The 19,099-nt window shown below is 70.2% G+C and carries 17 protein-coding genes; 14 read left to right on the forward strand and 3 right to left on the reverse strand.

Going from position 1 to position 19,099, the window contains the following annotated elements:
• Positions 1–75 precede the first annotated feature (75 nt).
• The 3 genes from ABD235_RS24385 (at position 76) to rplI (ending at position 1,417) form a co-directional block, all read left to right on the forward strand.
• Complete coding sequence (locus ABD235_RS24385; RefSeq protein ID WP_344177902.1) at positions 76–645, forward strand: single-stranded DNA-binding protein; 570 nt, start codon at positions 76–78, stop codon at positions 643–645.
• A gap of 77 nt (positions 646–722) precedes the next feature.
• Complete coding sequence (rpsR, locus tag ABD235_RS24390) at positions 723–956, forward strand: 30S ribosomal protein S18 (protein WP_012924539.1); 234 nt, start codon at positions 723–725, stop codon at positions 954–956.
• 14 nt (positions 957–970) lie between these two features.
• Positions 971–1,417 (forward strand): 50S ribosomal protein L9, encoded by a 447-nt coding sequence (gene rplI, locus ABD235_RS24395; protein WP_344177904.1) that lies wholly within the window; start codon positions 971–973, stop codon positions 1,415–1,417.
• Between the two features lie 69 nt (positions 1,418–1,486).
• On the opposite strand, the gene ABD235_RS24400 is transcribed toward rplI, so the two are convergent.
• Together ABD235_RS24400 and ABD235_RS24405 are read right to left on the reverse strand one after the other, a co-directional pair.
• A complete protein-coding gene (locus tag ABD235_RS24400) occupies positions 1,487–1,747 on the reverse strand; it encodes a hypothetical protein (protein WP_344177906.1) in 261 nt (86 codons plus the stop codon).
• On the reverse strand, positions 1,744–3,144 hold the full coding sequence (locus ABD235_RS24405; protein ID WP_344177908.1) for a hypothetical protein: 1,401 nt from the start codon (positions 3,142–3,144) through the stop codon (positions 1,744–1,746). Before ABD235_RS24405 ends, ABD235_RS24400 begins: the two co-directional genes overlap by 4 nt.
• 240 nt (positions 3,145–3,384) lie before the next feature.
• Between ABD235_RS24405 and ABD235_RS24410 the strand changes: the two genes are divergently transcribed.
• The 10 genes from ABD235_RS24410 to ABD235_RS24455 all read left to right on the forward strand — a co-directional run bounded on the left by ABD235_RS24410 (position 3,385) and on the right by ABD235_RS24455 (position 14,246).
• Positions 3,385–4,014: a DUF6668 family protein gene (locus ABD235_RS24410; RefSeq protein ID WP_344177910.1), complete on the forward strand. Its 630-nt coding sequence runs from the start codon at positions 3,385–3,387 to the stop codon at positions 4,012–4,014.
• A 12-nt stretch (positions 4,015–4,026) separates the two neighbouring features.
• Entirely contained in the window at positions 4,027–4,293 is a 267-nt protein-coding gene (locus ABD235_RS24415; RefSeq protein ID WP_344177912.1) for a TrbC/VirB2 family protein, read from the forward strand.
• Positions 4,294–4,343: 50 nt separating this feature from the next.
• Positions 4,344–5,192 carry a DUF8175 domain-containg protein gene (locus tag ABD235_RS24420; protein ID WP_344177914.1) on the forward strand — a complete coding sequence of 283 codons (849 nt, stop codon included), beginning with the start codon at positions 4,344–4,346 and terminating at the stop codon, positions 5,190–5,192.
• The gene (locus ABD235_RS24425) at positions 5,192–6,112 is read left to right on the forward strand and encodes a TrbL/VirB6 family protein (protein WP_344177916.1); all 921 of its coding nucleotides are present in this window, start codon (positions 5,192–5,194) and stop codon (positions 6,110–6,112) included. The genes ABD235_RS24420 and ABD235_RS24425 overlap by 1 nt, the downstream gene beginning before the upstream one ends.
• A gap of 1 nt (position 6,113) precedes the next feature.
• Positions 6,114–7,676: a TrbL/VirB6 family protein gene (locus ABD235_RS24430; protein WP_344177918.1), complete on the forward strand. Its 1,563-nt coding sequence runs from the start codon at positions 6,114–6,116 to the stop codon at positions 7,674–7,676.
• Positions 7,663–9,171, forward strand: a complete 1,509-nt coding sequence (locus ABD235_RS24435; RefSeq protein WP_344177920.1) for an SCO6880 family protein — start codon at positions 7,663–7,665, stop codon at positions 9,169–9,171. Before ABD235_RS24430 ends, ABD235_RS24435 begins: the two co-directional genes overlap by 14 nt.
• A 16-nt stretch (positions 9,172–9,187) precedes the next feature.
• Positions 9,188–10,798 carry an ATP/GTP-binding protein gene (locus ABD235_RS24440; RefSeq protein WP_344177922.1) on the forward strand — a complete coding sequence of 537 codons (1,611 nt, stop codon included), beginning with the start codon at positions 9,188–9,190 and terminating at the stop codon, positions 10,796–10,798.
• Positions 10,798–12,726, forward strand: a complete 1,929-nt coding sequence (locus ABD235_RS24445; RefSeq protein WP_344177924.1) for a type IV secretory system conjugative DNA transfer family protein — start codon at positions 10,798–10,800, stop codon at positions 12,724–12,726. The genes ABD235_RS24440 and ABD235_RS24445 overlap by 1 nt, the downstream gene beginning before the upstream one ends.
• Positions 12,727–12,808: 82 nt before the next feature.
• Positions 12,809–13,189: a DUF4913 domain-containing protein gene (locus tag ABD235_RS24450; RefSeq protein ID WP_344177927.1), complete on the forward strand. Its 381-nt coding sequence runs from the start codon at positions 12,809–12,811 to the stop codon at positions 13,187–13,189.
• 40 nt (positions 13,190–13,229) lie between these two features.
• Complete coding sequence (locus ABD235_RS24455; RefSeq protein WP_344177929.1) at positions 13,230–14,246, forward strand: tryptophan--tRNA ligase; 1,017 nt, start codon at positions 13,230–13,232, stop codon at positions 14,244–14,246.
• An 18-nt stretch (positions 14,247–14,264) separates the two neighbouring features.
• On the opposite strand, the gene ABD235_RS24460 is transcribed toward ABD235_RS24455, so the two are convergent.
• Positions 14,265–15,578, reverse strand: coding sequence for an MATE family efflux transporter (locus tag ABD235_RS24460; protein WP_344177931.1), 1,314 nt, complete (start codon positions 15,576–15,578; stop codon positions 14,265–14,267).
• Positions 15,579–15,954: 376 nt separating this feature from the next.
• Here ABD235_RS24460 and ABD235_RS24465 point away from each other — a divergent pair, with 376 nt between their 5' ends.
• Positions 15,955–19,089, forward strand: a complete 3,135-nt coding sequence (locus ABD235_RS24465) for a replicative DNA helicase (RefSeq protein WP_425553168.1) — start codon at positions 15,955–15,957, stop codon at positions 19,087–19,089.
• Positions 19,090–19,099 lie beyond the last annotated feature (10 nt).

Here is a 19,099-nt window from a genome sequence, read left to right on the forward strand (position 1 = left end):
AGCCTCGGTACTGTCGGCGCCAGCCGCTACTGATAGCTGTGGACACAGTCACACCCGAATGCAGGAGGAACGGTAATGGCAGGCGAAACCGTCGTCACACTGGTCGGCAACCTTGTCGACGACCCTGAACTGCGGTTCACCCCGTCCGGGGCCGCCGTCGCGAACTTCCGTGTCGCGTCGACCCCGCGGACGTACGACCGGCAGTCCGGTGAGTGGAAGGACGGCGAGTCGCTGTTCCTGAGCTGCTCCGTCTGGCGGCAGGCCGCCGAGAACGTGGCCGAGTCGCTGCAGCGCGGTATGCGCGTGATCGTGCAGGGCCGGCTCAAGTCGCGCTCGTACGACGACCGTGAGGGCCAGAAGCGCACGGTCTTCGAGATCGACGTCGACGAGGTCGGTCCGTCGCTGCGCAGCGCCACCGCCAAGGTGACCCGGGCCTCGCGCTCGGGTGGCGAAGGCGGCGGCGGCAACTTCGGTGGTGGCGGCAACTCCGGTGGTGGGTTCGGCGGTGGCAGCAACCAGGCCCCGCAGAACGACCCCTGGGCGGCCCCACAGGGTGGAGGCGGTGGCGGACAGCCGGCCGCCGCTCCGCAGAACGACCCCTGGGCGAGCCAGGGCGGCGGTTCCATGGAGGAGCCCCCGTTCTGATCCGTCGCAGGATCAAGCACAGTCACTCTGACCATTCCGGCACCCGTGCCGGGCTCTGCTAGGAGGAGAGCACCACAATGGCCAAAATTATCCGGAAGCCGAAGAAGAAGGTCTGCGGCTTCTGCAAGGACAAGGCGACGTACGTCGACTACAAGGACACCGCGCTGCTGCGCAAGTTCATCTCGGACCGCGGCAAGATCCGCGCCCGCCGGGTGACCGGGAACTGCGTGCAGCACCAGCGCGACGTCGCCACCGCCATCAAGAACGCTCGTGAGGTGGCGCTGCTGCCGTACACGAGCACGGCTCGCTGAGGGAGGTCTGAGACATGAAGCTCATCCTTGCGCAGGAGGTCGAAGGCCTCGGTAACCCCGGCGACATCGTCGAGGTGAAGGACGGCTACGGCCGCAACTACCTGGTTCCGCGCGGGCTGGCCATTGGCTGGACCCGTGGGGCCGAGAAGCAGATCCAGTCGATCAAGCGGGCGCGTGACGCCCGGGCGATCCAGGGCAAGGAGCACGCGAGCGAGGTCAAGAACCAGCTCGAGCAGCTCGGCGTCACGCTGGACGTGAAGGCCGGCGACACCGGCCGCCTGTTCGGCTCGGTCACCCCGGCGGACGTCGCCGGCGCGATCAAGTCCGCCGGTGGCCCGCTGGTCGAGAAGCGCGCGATCACGATCGGCTCGCCGATCAAGACCACGGGCAAGCACCAGGTCTCGATCCAGCTGCACCCCGAGGTGGCCGCCACGGTCCGCCTCGACGTCGTCGCGGTCTGACGCACCCGAAACACCAGCACGGCCCGGACTCCTCGGAGTCCGGGCCGTTGTTGTTTTCCTGAGGCGCACCTACTGCTGGTCGGGAGCCGGCCAGGTGGTCGGGCGGGGATCGTTGCCCTGCGCAGTCTCGGGCTGGTCGACCGTCGGGCGGCTGACCGGCCGCGGGTCCGACTCGTTGACGGAGCCCGACGGCTTGTCGACCGTCGGCCAGCTCGTCGGGCTCGGCTCGTCGTCCGTACCCGCTGCCCCCGCGGACAGCGGCGCGACGCACACCGTCAACGCCGCCACCCCGGCAAGCACCCACCGCGCAGCCCGTGCCGAAGACTTCACTTCTTGTCCAGGGCGTAGAGAACGGTGCCGTGCACAACGATCGCGCGGTTGCCGGCGATGCCCCACGGGCGGGCGGCGTTCTTCGGCAGCGGAGTCATCTTGCCGCCGCCGGGCACGATCGAGGAGAGGTCCCCGCGGTAGTTCGCGTAGATCGTCGTCCCGGTGATCGACAGCGGGTCGAAATCTTCGAGAAGACTGGTCTTCCGGCCGATGAAGTCGATCACGCACTCGCCGTACGCCGCGACCTTGCCGGTCTGGTCCGGCACCCACTTCCAGCTCTGCACGCGGCGCGGGTTCACCGCGGGGCAGGCGGCGGCGACCGAACCGTCGGCCGTGGAGCTGACCGTCGGGATCACCTCGTCGGCCTTCTTGGTGTTCCAGACGACCAGCGCGCGGCCCGCGCTGGCCATCGCGATGTGGTTGATCGCCGTCGCGCCGGGCGGCGGCTTCAAGGTCAGTTGCTGCAAATCCTTGCCGGTCTGGCTCCAGTACAGCGGCCCGGCGTACCGGGCGATCAGGGCCTTGTCGCCCTCGGCCAGCAGCACGGTCGAGAAGCGCGGCTGGTTCTCCACCGTGTGCAGGTCGCCGTTGCCGACCACGCTCGCGCCCTCGTCGCCGAAGGTGACCAGCGGCGAGCTCCCGAAGAACTGCACGTCGGCGCCGTTCGGCAGCTCGATCTCGGTCGGCTCGAGGCCGTCGCCGGGGTAGTAGCGCAGCACCTTCGGCGTCGCGATCGCCAGCACCGGCTTGGAGTCGATGGTGGTGTAGACCGGATCGCTCGCGTTCTTCGGCAGCTCGTCCTGCCACAGCACCTTGCCGTTGCTGTCCAGGACGACGAGCTTCTGGTCCTCGGTCAGGACCGCGACCTCGCTGCCGTCCGGCGACACCACCGGGGCGGAGCCGTCGGCGATGTCGATCGTCCAGCTCGCGTTCGTGGTCCAGCCGGGCGGTGCGGGCCGGGCGATGAACTGGTCCGGCACGACCTTCGGCGCCGGCAGTTCCGGCAACTTGTTCGCCGCCGGCGGCTTCGGCTTGGCCGGTTCCCGCCCGACCAGCAGGTACGCCGTCGTACCGCCGACCAGGACGACCGCCAACCCGGCGGCAGCCACGATCGGCCAGATGGGCTTGCGTTTCGGCGCCACCTCGATCGCGTCGACGGTGCCGTCGGGGTGGATCACCAACGGCCACGACGAGCCGTCGGAGTCGACCGCGGTGGCCTTCACCGGCCGGCCCAACTGACCGGCCCGCTCGGCGATCAGCGCGATCGCGGCCTGCCGCGGGTCGTGATGGTTCACCGGGTGGCTGCGCCCGGCGATCTTCACCTCGGCGTTGTGGTCGTCGTACAGCCGAATCGTGACCTTCGGCCAGGACGGGATGCCCTTGTCAGCCACGGTCACCACTCATCCAGGCCACTGAACTCCCTCGATCGTCGGCTTCACGGGGTCTCGTTCTAGCATGGCGGGCGCCCGTAACACATGCAGCCGCCCAGGCATGCCAAGCCCCGAGCCGGTCAGGCTCGACTGACCCCGACAAGGGGGTAGAAACATCCTCGCCTGTGGATGGGTCACGCCCGTGTACCCCGTTAGCGAGACAATACTGTGGGCGACAGCCCGTGACACGCCGCGAGAGGAGGGGTCATGACGCAACCGCAGCAGAATCCGTGGACCACGCAGCAACCGCTGCCGCCCGGTCCGCCGCCCGGCGCGCCTGGCCCTGTCGCGGAGACGGGCCCGCGCGGCCCGTCCGCTCCGCAGCACGGTGTGCCCGCGCCGGCCGAGGACCAGCGGCTGCCCAAGTTCGCCATCCCCGCCGCCGACACCCTGTGGTGGGTCGGCGTGCACGGTGGCGCGGGCGAGACGACGATGTCCCAGCTGCTGCCCGGCACGCGCGCGGCGGGGCACCGCTGGCCGATCCCTCCGCCGCCGGTGCCGACCCCCGTCGTACTGGTCGCGCGGACGAACGGGTCGGGCCTGCGCGCGGCGCAGCGAGCGGCGATCGAGTGGGCCTCCGGTGTGGTCCAGGGCGTCGCGGTCCTCGGCCTGGTGCTGATCGCGGACGCCCCCGGCCGGCTGCCGCGGGTGCTGGACGACTTCGCCGACATCGTCGGCGGCGGTGTTCCCCGAGTGTGGGACATCCCCTGGATCGAGGAGTGGCGAAGGGGGGAGGATCCCACGCCTGACAACACCCCCGACGAGGTTTTCGAAGTTCTCGAATCCATTTACGCTCTTCGCGCGTCAAATCCAGCGGACTACCCCGCCCCGTACTGAGAGGTTTTGTTCATGTTGGCTAAGACAATCCACCTGCTCGTCCCGCTCGTCGAGGACCTGCCCGACGAGGTCACCGGCAAGGTCGACACGGTGGTCAGCTGGGTCACGACGATCGCCATCGCGGTCTGTGTCCTCGGTGTCATCGTCGCCGGCGCCATGATGGCGATCGGTCAGCGCCGCGGCGAGGGCGGCGAGCACGCGGCCCGGCTCGGCTGGGTCCTCGCGGGCTGCATCGTGATCGGTACGGCGTCGGCGCTGGTCAACACCATCGTCGGATGACGGCCGCACCGCGCACCGCCCTGCACGGTACGTCCAGGGGCTGATCCACCATGGCCTGGTTCAGTGGACGCGACTCTTCCGGACCCGGGGACGACGGCGACGACGCCCCGATCTGGGAGAGCCGCGGCTTCGTCGCCTCGGCGATCGTCATCGGGGCGGTCGTCGTGTGTCTCGTGGTCTGGCTGGTGGCGGGCGGCGGCAACGGGTCGCCGACCAGCCGGCAGAGTCCTTCGGTCACGCCCACGCTCGGGCCGACCGACGGTCCGACGGACCAGCCCACCGAACCGCCGGCCACCCCTGACCCGACGACGCCGCCCCGGACGCCGTCGGCTCCGGTGAACCCCGACGGCACCGGCGGGTGCCGGGCCAAGAACCCGCCGCAGCGCATTCCCCGCGAGGCCCCGGGCGCCGTCAGTTGGCAGTTCGAGACGAACATGCTGATCCCGCTGCAGGAGCAGGGCGGGCCGGCGGTCGAGGACGCCAAGGGGATGCGTTCGTGCTTCGCCCACTCGCCGACCGGCGCCGTACTGGCGGCGATGGTGACGCTGGGCCAGATCCGCAACCCGCAGCTGACCGAGGCGGTGCTGCGCAACCGGATCGCTCCGGGTGAAGGCCGCAACCTGGCGCTGAAGGCGGTCCGGACCTCGCCGACCCCGCGCAACACCGGCCAGACCTCGCAGTTCACCGGCTTCAAGGTGATCGACTACCTGCCGAACCGCGCGATCGTCTCGATCGCCGTCCGCCTGGACAGCCAGAAGGTGGCCGGCCTGCCGGTCACGCTGCTGTGGATCAACAACGACTGGAAGCTGGTCCTGCAGCCCGACGGCAGTTTCAACGGCGCGGTCGCGCCGGACGTGCTGCAGTCGCTCGAGGGTTACGTCCGGTTCGGGGGCGCCTGATGATCACGCTGGGCTGTTCCTGGGCGCCGTGGGACTGGGGCGACTGCATCTCGGAGAAGCTGGGCGACGCGCTCGAGTGGGCGATCGGCAGCCTGTTCAACCTGATCTTCGACGCGATCAAGGCCGTCGTGATCAAGGCGGTCGAGATGGTGATGACGGCGGTCGGCACGCTCTGGATCGACATCGACACCCCGCAGCTCGGCAACAACAGTGCGATCGCGTTCGTGCAGGAGCGCACGCTGTGGATCCTGATCTTCGCGGCCACCGTCGCGATGATCGTCGGTGGCGTCCGGATGGCGCTCGCGCAGCGCGGCGAGGCGGTCCGCGACATCATCAAGAGCCTGCTCACGATGGTGGTGGTGTCGGCCGGCGCGGTCGCCTTCGCCGGCGCGCTGATCCAGGTCGCGGACAGCTTCTCGGAGTGGATCGTCGACGCCGCGATCAAGGGCGGGCCACCACCGGAGCCGATCCCGGGCAAACCGACACCGGAGGTGTCGACGTTCGCCACCCGGATCGGCGAGATCCTGGTGAACCCGCTGAAGACCGAGGGCGTCGGCCTGATGCTGGTGATCGTGATGGGCATCCTGATGGTCGTCACGTCGCTGATCCAGCTGGCGCTGATGGTGGTCCGGTACGGGATGCTGATCCTGCTCGTCGGCGTGCTGCCGCTGACCGCGGCCGCGACCAACACCGAGGCCGGGATGATGTGGTTCAAGCGGGCGGTCGCCTGGCTGGCCGGGTTCATCCTCTACAAACCGATAGCGGCGATCATCTACGCGGCCGCGATCACGCTGATCGGTACGCCGGAAGGCGCGACGGACGAGACGCTGGCCGTGATCACCGGCGTCGCCATGATGATGCTCGCCGTCGTCGCCCTGCCGGCCATCCTGCGTTTCGTCTCACCGAAGACCGGGAGCTGACATGCTGACACTCCTGTGCGACGACGGTTGGGACGCCTGCATCCGGGACTTCCTGCTGGATGCTCTCACCCCCGCAGTCGAGGCGTTGATAGCGTTGATCTTCGATCCGATTCTCAGCGAGCTGGCCAAGGCCGTCGGCAGTGTGATGGGGACCATCGGTACCTTCTGGGTCTTCATCGACACCCCCGCGATCGGCGACACCCAGGGCCGGCCGGACAGCGCGACCGTCGGCTGGCTGTGGGAGCACACCTCCTGGCTCGCGGTCTTCGCGGCGGTCATCGGCATCATCGTCGGCGGCGCCCAGATGGCCTGGTCGAGCCGCGGTGACTCGGCCCGCGAGATCCTCAAGTCCCTGTTCACGCTGGCGATCGCGTCCACGCTGGCGATCGGGCTCGCCCAGCTGCTGATCAGCGTCGGCGACCAGTTCTCCAAGTGCATCGTCGCGACCTCGCTGGACACCGACCAGACGACCGGCTGGACCTGTGCGCTCGGCGACGCGAACCCGCAGGCCTTCGGTGACGCGATGATCGTGCTGTTCGGGCTGTCGGCCACCCAGGGCGGCGGCCCGCTCGGGATCGGGCTGATGATCGCGATCGCGATCATCACCCTGCTGGCGTCGGTGATCCAGGTCGTGCTGATGGTGGTCCGGTACGCGATGCTGATCCTGCTGCTGGGCGTGCTGCCGGTCGCGGCGGCGGCGACCAACACCGAGATGGGCCGCGGCTGGTTCAAGCGGATCCTCGGCTGGCTGGTCGCCTTCATCCTGTACAAACCGGTGTCGGCGCTGATCTACGCGACCGCGATCAAGCTGACCGGCGCGGCCTTCGAGGAGGCCGAGCGTTCCGGTAGTCCGCTGGCCTTCACCGAGCAGGACCCCGCGACGGCGATCATGAACATGGTCACCGGCGTCACCATGCTGGTGCTCGCGCTGTTCGCGATGCCGGCGTTGATGCGGTTCGTCGCGCCGATGGTGTCCGCGACCGCGGGTGCGGCCGGCGCCGGTGGGCTGGCGGCCAAGATGGTCGGCGCGGACAAGCTCGCCGACGGAGCCACCAAGAGCACCTCGAGCGAGAGCGACGGACCGACCGGTTCCCGCAACGTCGGTCGCCCCAGCACCAGCAACTCTTCCCCGCCGAGCTCCGGCCCGCGCGGATCCCAGAACTCCGGGCAGGCGAGCGGTAGCAGCGGTAGCAGCGGCGGCAGCGGTGGTGGCGGTGGCGGTGGCGGCGCGGGCGGCGGTGCCGGAGGCGGGGCCGGTGGTGGAGCCGGAGCCGGTGCCGGCGGAGGTGCTGGTGCCGGAGCAGGTGGCGCCGCGGGCGGAGCGAGTGGTGGTGCGGCCGCGGGCGGTGGCGCAGCGGCAGGCGGTGCCGCGGCCGGTGGTGGCGCCGCGGCCGGTGGCGCGGCAGCCGGAGGTGCGGCGGCCGGTGCGGGTGCGGCGGCAGGCCCGGTCGGCATCGCGGTGGTCGCCACCGCGGTGGCCGTCAAGAAGGGCGTGGACGGCGCGAAGGCAGTAGCAAGCGAAGCAACCGACGGTGCGGATGAGGGACCAAGTGGCAGCGGCTGACAGCGTACGAACGGCGCCGAGGACCTACGGCAACTGGCGGGCGCCCGCTTCGGCGGGCATCGCCGGGATGGGCACGCTCGGCACCGCCATCATGATGTTCGGGCTGGTGGTCACGATGATCGCCACCCTGACCAGCGGCGTGGCCGGCGCGCTGGTGTCACTGCTGATCGTCGGCACCGCGTTGCTGCTGCTGATGACCAAGGACAAGCACGGGCACTCCGCCCTGCAAAGGCTCTCGACCCGGATTGGATGGCAGCGAGCGAAGATGGCCAGGCACAACATCTACCGATCGGGACCTCTCGGCCGTACGGCGTGGGGCAAGTTCCAGCTCCCCGGTCTCGCCGCGGCCTCTCAGCTCAGCGAGTACCAGGACTCCTACGGCCGCCCGTTCGCGCTGCTCTTCTACCCGAGCACCCGGCACTTCACCGTGGTGATCAACGCCGAGCCGGACGGCGCGTCGCTGGTCGACGAGGACCAGGTCGACGTCTGGGTGGCGCACTGGGGTCAGTGGCTGGCCTCGCTCGGCCACGAGCCGGGCATCGTCGCCGCCTCGGTCACGGTCGAGACCGCCCCGGACACCGGCATCCGGTTGCGCCGTGAGGTCTCCCAGAACATGCAGGACGGTACGCCGGCGATCGCGCGCGCGATGCTCGCCGAGGTCATTCAGACCTACCCGGAGGGCTCGGCGCTGGTGTCGGCGCGGGTCGCGCTGACGTTCAAGGGCACCGACCGCAACGGCAAGCGCCGCAAGGAAGACGACATGGGCCGCGAGCTGGCGTCGCGGCTGCCGGCCCTGACCCAGAGCCTGAACTCGACCGGCGCGGGCGCCGCCCGTCCGGTCACCGCCCAGGAGCTGTGCGAGACCATCCGGATCGCCTACGACCCGGCCGCCGCGGTGCTGATCGACGAGGCCCGCGGCCAGGGCATCGCGCCGGAGCTGCAGTGGACCGACGTCGGCCCGGCCGGCGCCCAGGCGTTCTGGGACAAGTACCGGCACGACAGCGCCTGGTCGATGACGTGGCAGATGACCCAGGCGCCGCGCGGTGAGGTGTTCTCGTCGGTGCTGGCCCAGCTGGTCGGGCCGCACCCGGACATCGACCGCAAGCGGGTCACCCTGCTGTACCGGCCGCTCGACGCTGCCACCGCGGCCCGGATGGTGGAGGCCGACAAGCGCAACGCCTCGTTCCGCGCCACCGCGTCCGCGCGGCCGTCGGCCCGCTCGATGGCCGAGGCCCGGGCCGCCGATCGCACGGCGCAGGAAGAGGCCCGCGGCGCCGGCCTGGTGAACTTCGGCATGGTCGTCACCGGCACGGTGATGACCGCCGAGCAGCTGCCGGACATGATCGCCGCGATCGACAACCTCGGCGCCACCGCGCGGGTCCTGCTGCGCCCGGCGTACGGGTCGCAGGACTCGGCCTTCGTCGCCGGGCTGCCGCTCGGTGTCGTGATGCAGAGCCACCTGTCGGTTCCGGCCGGCCTCCGGGAAGCGCTGTGAGTCGACAGGAGAGCTTGTGAGCAAGAAGAAGAAGCCGGTCGACCCGAGCCGCGGCGGCCGCCGCCCGATGCCGCGCGGCTGGCCGGGAATGGGCGGCGGCTACTCGACGTACCTGCAGGCCCCGGCCGAGTGGCGCGGTACGACGGTGCAGGTGTGCGGCATGTGGCCGTTCGCGTCCGGCACCGGCAGCCCGATGGTCGGCGTACCGATCGGCCGCAACATCCTGTCCGGCGCGACCATGTGCTGCGACCCGATCAGCTGGTTCATGCGGGCCAAGCTGATCTCGAACCCGTCGATGTTCGTGCTCGGCAAGCCCGGTCTGGGCAAGTCGACGATCACGCGGCGGATGGCGCTCGGCCTGGCCGGGTACGGCGTGATGCCGCTGGTCCTGGGCGACCTGAAGCCCGACTACAAGGACCTCATCGAGGCGCTCGGCGGCCAGGTGATCCAGCTCGGCCGCGGCCGCGGCCACCTCAACGTGCTCGACCCCGGCGAGTCCCGCCAGGCCGCGCTGCGGCTGACCGGCTCGGCCCGGCAGGCGATCGAGGCCGACGCGCACGGCCGTCGGCAGACGATGGTCTCGGCGCTGATCTCGATCATGCGCTCGGCGCCGCCGACCGACCGCGAGGAGACCATCATCGACGAGGCCCTCAAGGTGCTCGACGAGCGCCACGAGGGCACGCCGGTGCTGCGTGACCTGCTCAAGGTCGTCCAGGACGCACCGGACCGGGTCCGCAACGTCACCCTCGACCGCGGCAGCCTGGACCGGTACCGGCAGATCACCGAAGGCCTGGAGGCCTCGCTGATCGGTCTGGTCGGCGGTGGCCGGCTCGGCGAGATCTTCTCCGAGCAGACCGACAACCCGATGAAGCTGGACCGCCCGGTCGTCTTCGACGTGTCCAACATCGACGACTCCGAGACCAACCTGCAGGCCGCCGTACTGCTGGCCTGCTGGTCGTACGGGTTCGGCGCGGTCGCCGTCTCGCAGGCGCTGGCCGACGCCGGCCTCGAGCCGCGGCGGCACTACTTCGTCATCCTCGACGAGCTCTGGCGCGTACTGCGGGCCGGGCGCGGCCTGGTCGACCGGGTCGACGCGCTGACCCGGCTGAACCGGCAGCGCGGTGTCGGGATGGCGATGATCTCGCACACCATGTCCGACCTGCTGGCGCTGGAGCACCCCGAGGACCGGATGAAGGCCAAGGGCTTCGTCGAGCGCTCCGGCATGGTGATCTGCGGCGGTCTGCCGCGGGCCGAGATGGAGAACCTGACCGAGGTCGTGCCGATGTCCGAGGAGGAGCAGAACATGCTCATCGGCTGGCAGGACCCGCCCGCGTGGGACCCGGCCACCGGCGAGGAGGCCGCACCGCCCGGGCGAGGCAACTTCCTGGTCAAGGTCGGCGGGCGGCCGGGCATCCCGGTGCACGTCGGGCTGACCTCGGTCGAGCGCGAGATCAACGACACCAACAAGCTCTGGAAGACCGGCGCCGACGGCCGCCCGCTCAAGGTGGAGATCGCCGACGACGGGACCGAGGAGGTGGTGGCCGAGTACACCTTCGACGACCCGGCCGCGCTGCCTCCGCCCGACCCCACCACCCGAGTGGTCGCCCGAAGCGGAGTTGACGACTGATGGCACAGGGACGCAAGAGCACCGGCGGGGCGGCGATCTCGCCCGAGGCGATCGCGCTGTTCGCACTGATCGGCATCGTCGCGCTGGTCTCGGTCGGGACCTGGGTCGCGGCCTCGATCGGGGCGGCGATCAGCGGGGACAAGAAGCCGGGCGGCAACCCGCTGTCGGTCCCGATCGACCTGATCTCCGGGGACTACGAGTGGCCGGGCGCGGCCACCGGCGTACTGATCGCCGAGATCGTCGTGGTCGCGGCGCTCATCGTCGGCGTCTTCGTGCTGCTGCGGCGACGGACCAGCAGCAAGTCCCGGGTCGACCGGCACGCGTTCCTGATGTCGAACCGCAAGGACCTGCGCAAGATCCTCCGCGAAGGCGCCCAGGAGACCGCGAACCGGCTCGGCGCCGGGCACGCCGGTCCGGGCGTCTTCATCGGCCGGACCGTGCGGGACGACCTCGAGCTGTTCGGCTCGTGGGAGGACATGCACATCGACATCTGGGGACCCCGGACCGGTAAGACCACGACCCGCGCCGTACCGGCCATCCTGGACGCGCCGGGCGCGGTGATCGCGACCTCCAACAAGCGCGACATCGTCGACGCCAGCCGCGGCCCGCGCAGCGCCAAGGGCCAGGTCTGGGTGTTCGACCCGCAGGGCGTCGCCGACGAGGAGCCCACCTGGTGGTGGAACCCGCTGAGCTACGTCACCGACGAGGTGAAGGCCCGGCAGTTCGCCGACCACATCGTCAACAGCCAGCGCCAGGAGGGCGCCCGGTCCGACGCCTACTTCGACACCGTGGCCGCCGACCTGCTGGCCGGACTGCTGCTCGCGGCCGCGCTGGCCAAGCGGCCGATCAACCAGGTGTACCTCTGGCTCGCCGACCAGCTGAACGACGAGCCGGCCCGGATCCTCGACAACACCCCGGGCTACGAACTGCCCGCGCAGCAGATGGCCAGCCTCTACAGCCTGCCGGACAAGCAGCGCGCCGGTGTCTTCGGCACCGCCCAGCCGAACGTGCAGTTCCTGCTGAACCGCCAGGTCGCCAAGTGGGTCAACCCGAACGGCCCGGCCGACAACCGGCCGCAGTTCAACCCGCACGACTTCGTCCGCAGCAGCGGCACGCTGTACAGCCTGTCCAAGGAAGGCACCGGTACGGCGGGCCCGCTGGTCGCCGGGCTCACCGTCGCGATCGTCGAGGCGGCCGAGGAGTACGCCAAGACCTGCCCGATGGGCCGGCTGCCTACGCCGCTGGTCGGCGTACTGGACGAGGCCGCGAACGTCTGCCGCTGGAAGGACCTGCCCGACCTCTACAGCCACTTCGGATCCCGCGGCATCGTGCTGATGACGATCCTGCAATCCTGGGCCCAGGGAGTGGAGTGCTGGGGCGAGCACGGCATCGAGAAGCTCTGGTCCTCGGCCAACATCCGCGTGTACGGCGGCGGTGTCTCCGACTCGAACTTCCTGGAGCGCCTGAGCAAGCTGATCGGCGAGTACGACATCAACTCGAACACGGTCTCGTACGAGGGTGGCAAGCGTTCGCACAGCAGCCAGGTGCAGCGGCACGCGATCATGGAGGTCTCCGACCTGACCTCGATGCCGCCCGGCCGCGCGGTCGTCTTCGCCTCCGGTACGCCGGCGACGATGATCAGGACGATCCCGTGGATGGCCCGCCCGGACGCCGCCTCGGTCCGGGCGTCGCTGGCGCAGTTCGACCCGGGCGCCGCGTCGACCGCAGGCCCGGCCGGCGCCGGATCGAACCCGTGGATCGCGGCCGGTCAGAAGGCGAAGCACAACCCGCTCGGTCCTGCCCAGGCGACCTGGCCGGCGGCGCCCGACAACCAGTCGCAACCTCCGCAGCCGGTGCAGCAGCCCGGGCAGCAGCAGTGGGGTCAGGCGCAGTGGAGCCCGCCGAACCCGAACGATCGCCGCGGGTGACAATGAGGTCTGCAACAAGGCGGCGTGACCGGAGTGGTCGCGCCGTCCGGCCGATCGGTAGCACTGGGCAAGGAGTGGAGCCATGGACGACGACGACGTGATGGAGCTGTACTACCCGCACGTCGCGGCCTTCGTGGAGGACCGGCTGGTCTACCTGTACGCGCGTCGCCTCGGCCAGACCTTCGTCTGGTGCCCCGAGTGGTTCCGGCACGCCGAGGCGCTGAGCCGGCTGGACTCGATCTGGCGCGCCTGGGAGCACCTGCGGCTGGACCCGGCGACCGGGATGTCGGTCTGGTGGCGCGACCACGCCGACCCGCACATGCACGTGCTGCTCAACCCGGACGGCCCGTTCGCCGGCTGCCGGGGCGCGCACAGCGAGTACACCGCCCGCCCGCTCGCGACCGTGCCGCCGCCCGAAGGCCTCTTCTACGACCAGCGCGAGCCCCACCTGCGCAGCATCTGATCCAGCAGCCGACAGGCTCTGGGAGAATAGAGATATGGCTATGGAATCCGCACGTCCGGTGTCGCTGACCGGGATCAAGCCGACCGGCGACCCGCATCTCGGCAACCTGATCGGCGCGATCCGGCCGGCGCTGCAGCTGGCCGACTCCTACGACGCGATGTACTTCATCGCCGACTACCACGCGCTGACCGTGCTGCGGGACGCCGAGCAGCTGCGGCACTACACCCGTTCGGTGGCGGCCACCTGGATCGCGGCCGGGCTCGACACCGACCGGATCACGATGTATCGGCAGTCCGACGTACCGGAGACGTTCGAGCTGCACTGGGTGCTGTCGACCGTGGCCGCGAAGGGCCTGATGAACCGGGCGCACGCGTACAAGGCGGCCCGGGACAAGAACGCGGAGGCCGGCAAGACCGACCTGGACGCGGGCGTCAACATGGGTCTGTACAACTACCCGGTGCTGATGGCGGCGGACATCCTGCTGATGGACTCCGACGTCGTACCGGTCGGCAAGGACCAGTCGCAGCACGTCGAGTACGCCGCGGACATCGCCGGGACGTTCAACCACCTGTTCGGCGAGAACAACCTCAAGGTGCCGCGCCTGGTACTGCCCGAGGACGACGCGGCCAAGACGCTGCCGGGCATCGACGGCCGCAAGATGAGCAAGAGCTACGGCAACACGCTGCCGCTGTTCGCGCCGGAGAACCAGCTGAAGAAGCTGGTCCGCCGGATCGCCACCGACAGCACGCCGGTCGAGGAGCCGAAGGACCCGGACAGCTCGTCGGCGTTCCTGATCTACGAGCAGTTCGCGTCGCCGGAGCAGCTGGCCGACATGCGCAAGCGGCTCGAGGCCGGCGGGATGGGCTGGGGCGACCTGAAGAACGAGCTGTTCGAGGTGATCAACGCCCAGATCGGCCCGCTGCGCGCCCGGTACGACGAACTGATGGCGCCGGGCAGCGACCTGGACGACCTGCTCGAGGCCGGCGCCGTCCGGGCCCGGGCCCGCGCCAAGGTCGTGCTGGACCGCGTCCGCGACGCGGTCGGCATCTCCCAGTAGGCGGCGACGCCGGCGCGGTCAGCGGACCGCGCCGGTGACCAGCCACGCGTCCCGGCGCTCCCGGGTGAGCAGGGTCAGCAGGCGGAGCAGCATGAACCCGCCGAACGCCCACCACAGGGCCACGACCCCGCCGTCGAACCAGATGACGCTGAGCGCCAGCGGGACGTACAGCACGAGCGCGATCACCCCGGCGACCGCCAGGTACGGGCCGTCGCCGGCGCCGATCAGTACGCCGTCCAGCACGAACACGACGCCGTTCACCGGCTGCCAGAGCGCCGCGACCAGCAGCACCGCCGAGAGCGAGTGCCGGACGGCGGGGTCCTCGGTGAACCAGGGCACGTAGACCGTGTGCAGGCCCCACAGCGCGAGGCCGCCGACGACGCCTGACCAGAGTCCCCACCACATCATCCGCCGGGTGATCGCGCGCGTGCCCTCGACGTCACCCGCGCCCAGCGCCCGCCCGGTCAGCGCCTGCGCGGCGATCGCGATCGCGTCCAGCGCGAGGGCCAGAAACGACCAGAGGGTGAACGCGACCTGGTGCGCCGCGACGGACGTCGTACCGAGTGAGGTGGCGACGAAGGTCGCCAGGATGATCGCGACCCGCAGCGTGAGCGTGCGGACCACCAGCGGTACGCCGGAGTGGGCCGAGGCGCGGATGCCGGGGAAGTCCGGGCGCAGCTTGGCGCCGTCGCGCCGGGCGCCGCGGACGACGACCACGACCAGCGCGACGCCGGCGGCGGTCTGGGCGAGCGCCGTACCGAGGGCGGAGCCGGCGATATCCAGGTCGAGCCCGTAGACCAGGACCAGGTTGAGCACGATGTTCAACAGGTTGGCCGTGATCGCGACGATCATCGGCGTCTTGGTGTCCTGCAGCCCGCGCAGTACGCCGGTCGCTGCGAGCAGCAGGAGCATCGACGGGATGCCGAGGCAGCTGATCCGCAGGTAGACCACCGCGTGGTCGGCGACGTCCGGCGAGGGGTTGAACGCGCCGATCGCGGCTGGCGCGAGCAGGACCCCGACCACCGCCAGTACGACGCCCAGCAGCAGCGCGAGCCAGAGGCCGTCGATGCCCTGGGCCAGCGCGCCCTTGTGGTCGCCGGCGCCGATGCGGCGCGCGACCGCCGACGTAGTGCCGTACGCGAGGAAGACGCAGATGCCGACCAGCGTCTGCAGGATCGTGCCCGCGATCCCGAGGGCGGCGAGCTGCGGGGTGCCGAGGTGACCGACGATGGCCGAGTCGGCCAGCAGCATCAACGGCTCGGACACGAGGGCGAAGAAGGCCGGCACCGCCAGCCGGAGGATCTCCCGGTCCTGGCTGCTGGTAAGGCGCATAGGCCTCATTGTGCCTGGCGCGGGCTGTGCACAACGCACCGGACCGAACTGTCTCGAATCTTTTTCTCCTCCACACCTGTGAGTTCGCAAAACCGCAGGTCAGAGGGATGTTGTGGAGCTTTCCCCACAGATATCCACAGGGTTGTTCCCAACCTGTGCACAGGAGTTCGCGGGGTTTCCCACAGGTGATCCACACCCCCTGTGGACATCCGGCTACCGGCTCGCGACCGTTCCGGCGTACCGTCGCGTGACCGACGCCGTCCGCCCGACTCGGGGGCCTGGGTGGGTCGGGGAAAACTGTCGGCGACGCCGGATACGGTTCGATCACGTGTTCGACCCGTTGGGCGGGTCGGTGGGCGGACGAGGAGGTCGGGCAGTGAGCGTTGCGGAGTTCCGCGGGGGGCCGGACGGCGGGAACGAGGAACGCAACCCGGCGATGGGCTTCGACCGCACGCCACCGCAGGACCTGGCCGCCGAGCAGTGCGTGCTCGGCGCGATGATGCTGAGCAAGGACGCGATCGCCGACTGCATCGAGACCGTCCGCGGCACGGACTTCTACCGGCCGGCGCACGAGTCGGTCTACGACGCGATCACCGACCTGTACGCCCGGGGCGAGCCGGCCGACGCGATCACCGTCGCGGCCGAGCTGACCAAGCGCGGCGAGATGGCCCGGATCGGCGGCGCGCCGTACGTGCACACCCTGGTCGCCTCGGTGCCGCTGGCCGCCAACGCCAGCTACTACGCGCACATCGTCCGCGAGAAGGCGATCCTGCGCCGCCTGGTCGAGGCCGGCACCAAGATCGTCCAGCTCGGGTACGCCGGCGAGGGCGAGGTCGACGACGTCGTCGACGAGGCCCAGGCCGAGATCTACCAGGTCACCGAGAAGCGGACCACCGAGGACTACGCGCCGCTGAAGGACATCATGGAGGGCGCCCTCGACGAGATCGAGGCGATCGACTCCCGCGGCGACGCGATGATCGGGGTCCCGACCGGCTTCACCGATCTCGACGAGCTGACCAACGGGCTGCACCCGGGCCAGATGATCATCGTCGCCGCGCGTCCCGCGATGGGCAAGGCGCTCGCGCTGGACACCCCGCTGCCGACGCCGTCCGGCTGGACGACGATGGGCGAGGTGGCCACCGGTGACGTGCTGCTCGACGCCGACGGCCGCCCGACCCGCGTGGTCGCCGCGACCGAGGTGATGGACGACCGGCCGTGCTACCAGCTGACCTTCTCCGACGGTACGACGATCGTCGCCGACGCCGAGCACCAGTGGGTCGTCGAGGACGGCGGCCAGCCGGTCGTCTGCACGACGCTCGACCTGCACAGCGCCATGTCGGCGTACCCGGGCCTGACCCCGGCGGTGCCGAAGTCCGCGCCGCGGGAGATCGCCGGGCACGGCGTCACGACCGGTGTGCTCGGTGAGCCCGACCGCCGGATCGAGCGGGTCGAGCCGGTCGCATCGGTCCCGGTCCGCTGCGTCGAGGTCGACAACCCCGACCACCTCTACCTGGCCGGCAAGACGATGGTGCCGACCCACAACTCCACGCTGGGCCTGGACTTCGCCCGCTCCGCGTCGATCAAGCACGGCCTGACCTCGTGCATCTTCTCGCTGGAGATGAGCCGCAACGAGATCACCATGCGTCTGCTCTCGGCCGAGGCCAAGGTCCCGCTGCACCACATGCGCAACGGCAAGATGACCGACGAGGACTGGGCCCGCCTGGCCCGCAAGATGGGCGAGGTCTCCGAGGCCCCACTGTTCATCGACGACTCGCCGAACCTCACCATGATGGAGATCCGCGCCAAGGCCCGCCGCCTCAAGCAGCGCCACGACCTCCGCCTGATCGTCATCGACTACCTCCAGCTGATGACGTCCGGCAAGAAGGTCGAGTCCCGCCAGCTCGAGGTCTCCGAGTTCTCCCGCTCGATCAAACTCCTCGCCAAGGAGCTCGAGCTCCCCGTCGTCGCCATCTGCCAGCTGAACCGTGGCTCAGAGCAACGATCCGACAAACGCCCGATGACCTCCGACCTGCGTGAGTCGGGCTGCCTGACGGCCGACACCCGGCTGATGCGCGCCGACACCGGCGCCGAGGTGACGCTCGGCGAACTGCTGGCCGACGACGCCCGGGACGTCCCGGTGTGGTCGCTCGACGACCGGCTGAAGCTGGTGCCGCGCACCCTGACGCACGCGTTCCCCAGTGGGGTGAAGGAGGTCTTCCGGCTCAAGCTCGCTTCCGGGCGGGAGATCAAGGCGACCGCGAACCACCCGTTCCTCACCTACGACGGCTGGAAGCCGCTGGGGGAGTTGACTCCGGGCGCGCGGATCGGTTCGCTGCGGCACGTGCCGCCGCCGCTCGAGCTGAAGCCGTGGGACGACGACGAGGTGACGCTCCTCGCCCACCTGCTGGGCGACGGCTCCTTCGTCCGCCGGCAGCCGATCCGGTACGCCAGCATCGACGAGCACAACCTCGACGCGGTCGCCTCGGCCGCCAAGCGCCGATTCGGGATCACCGGGGTGCGCGACGAGTACGCGGCCGCGCGAGTGACCACCCTCCGGCTGCCCGCGCCGTACCGGCTGGCCCGCGGCAAGCGAAACCCGATCGCCGCCTGGCTGGACGAACTCGGACTGTTCGGCCTGCGCAGCCACGAGAAGTTCGTACCGGCCGGCGTGTTCGGCCTGCCCAAGGAACAGGTCGGCAGCTTCATCCGGCACCTGTGGGCAACCGATGGTTCGGTCCGCTGGGACAGCAAGGCCGGTCAGGGGCGGATCTACTACGCGTCGACCAGTCGGCGTCTGGTGGACGATCTGGCCCGTCTGCTGCTGCGGTTCAACATCTTCAGCCGGATCAAGGTCGCCCGCAAGGACGGCTACCGCGACAGCTACCACCTGCACGTCTACGGCGCCGAGAACCAGCTCCGCTTCTGCGACGAGATCGGCGTGCACGGCCTGCGGGGCCTCAAGGCGCTCGAGGTGGCGACGGCCCTGCGTGACATCCGGCCCAACACCAACCTCGACACGGTGCCGAAGGAGGTCTGGTCACGGGTCCGCGCGGCCCTCACCGAGCAGGAGATCACCCACCGCGAGTTCGCCGCGGCGATGAGCACCCAGTTCTCCGGATCGACCCTGTGGAAGCACGCACCGAGCCGGCAGCGTCTTGCCCAGGTCGCCGACGTGCTCGGCGACGCGGATCTGGAAGTGCTCGCCACCAACGACATCTTCTGGGACACCGTCACCGCGATCGAGAGCATCGGCGAGCAGGAGGTGTACGACGCGACCGTGCTCGGCACCCACAACTTCGTTGCCGAGGGCATCGCCACGCACAACTCTCTGGAGCAGGATGCCGACATGGTGATCCTGCTGCACCGTGAGGACGCCTACGAGCGCGAGTCCACCCGCCCCGGCGAAGCCGACTTCATCGTTGCCAAGCACCGCAACGGCCCCACCGCCGAGGTCGTCGTCGCCTTCCAGGGCCACTACTCCCGCTTCGTCGACATGGCCCACGACGGCTGACCGGTTGGCG

It is taken from the genome of Kribbella lupini (assembly GCF_039529595.1).
GTDB classification, from domain to species: Bacteria; Actinomycetota; Actinomycetes; order Propionibacteriales; family Kribbellaceae; genus Kribbella; species Kribbella lupini.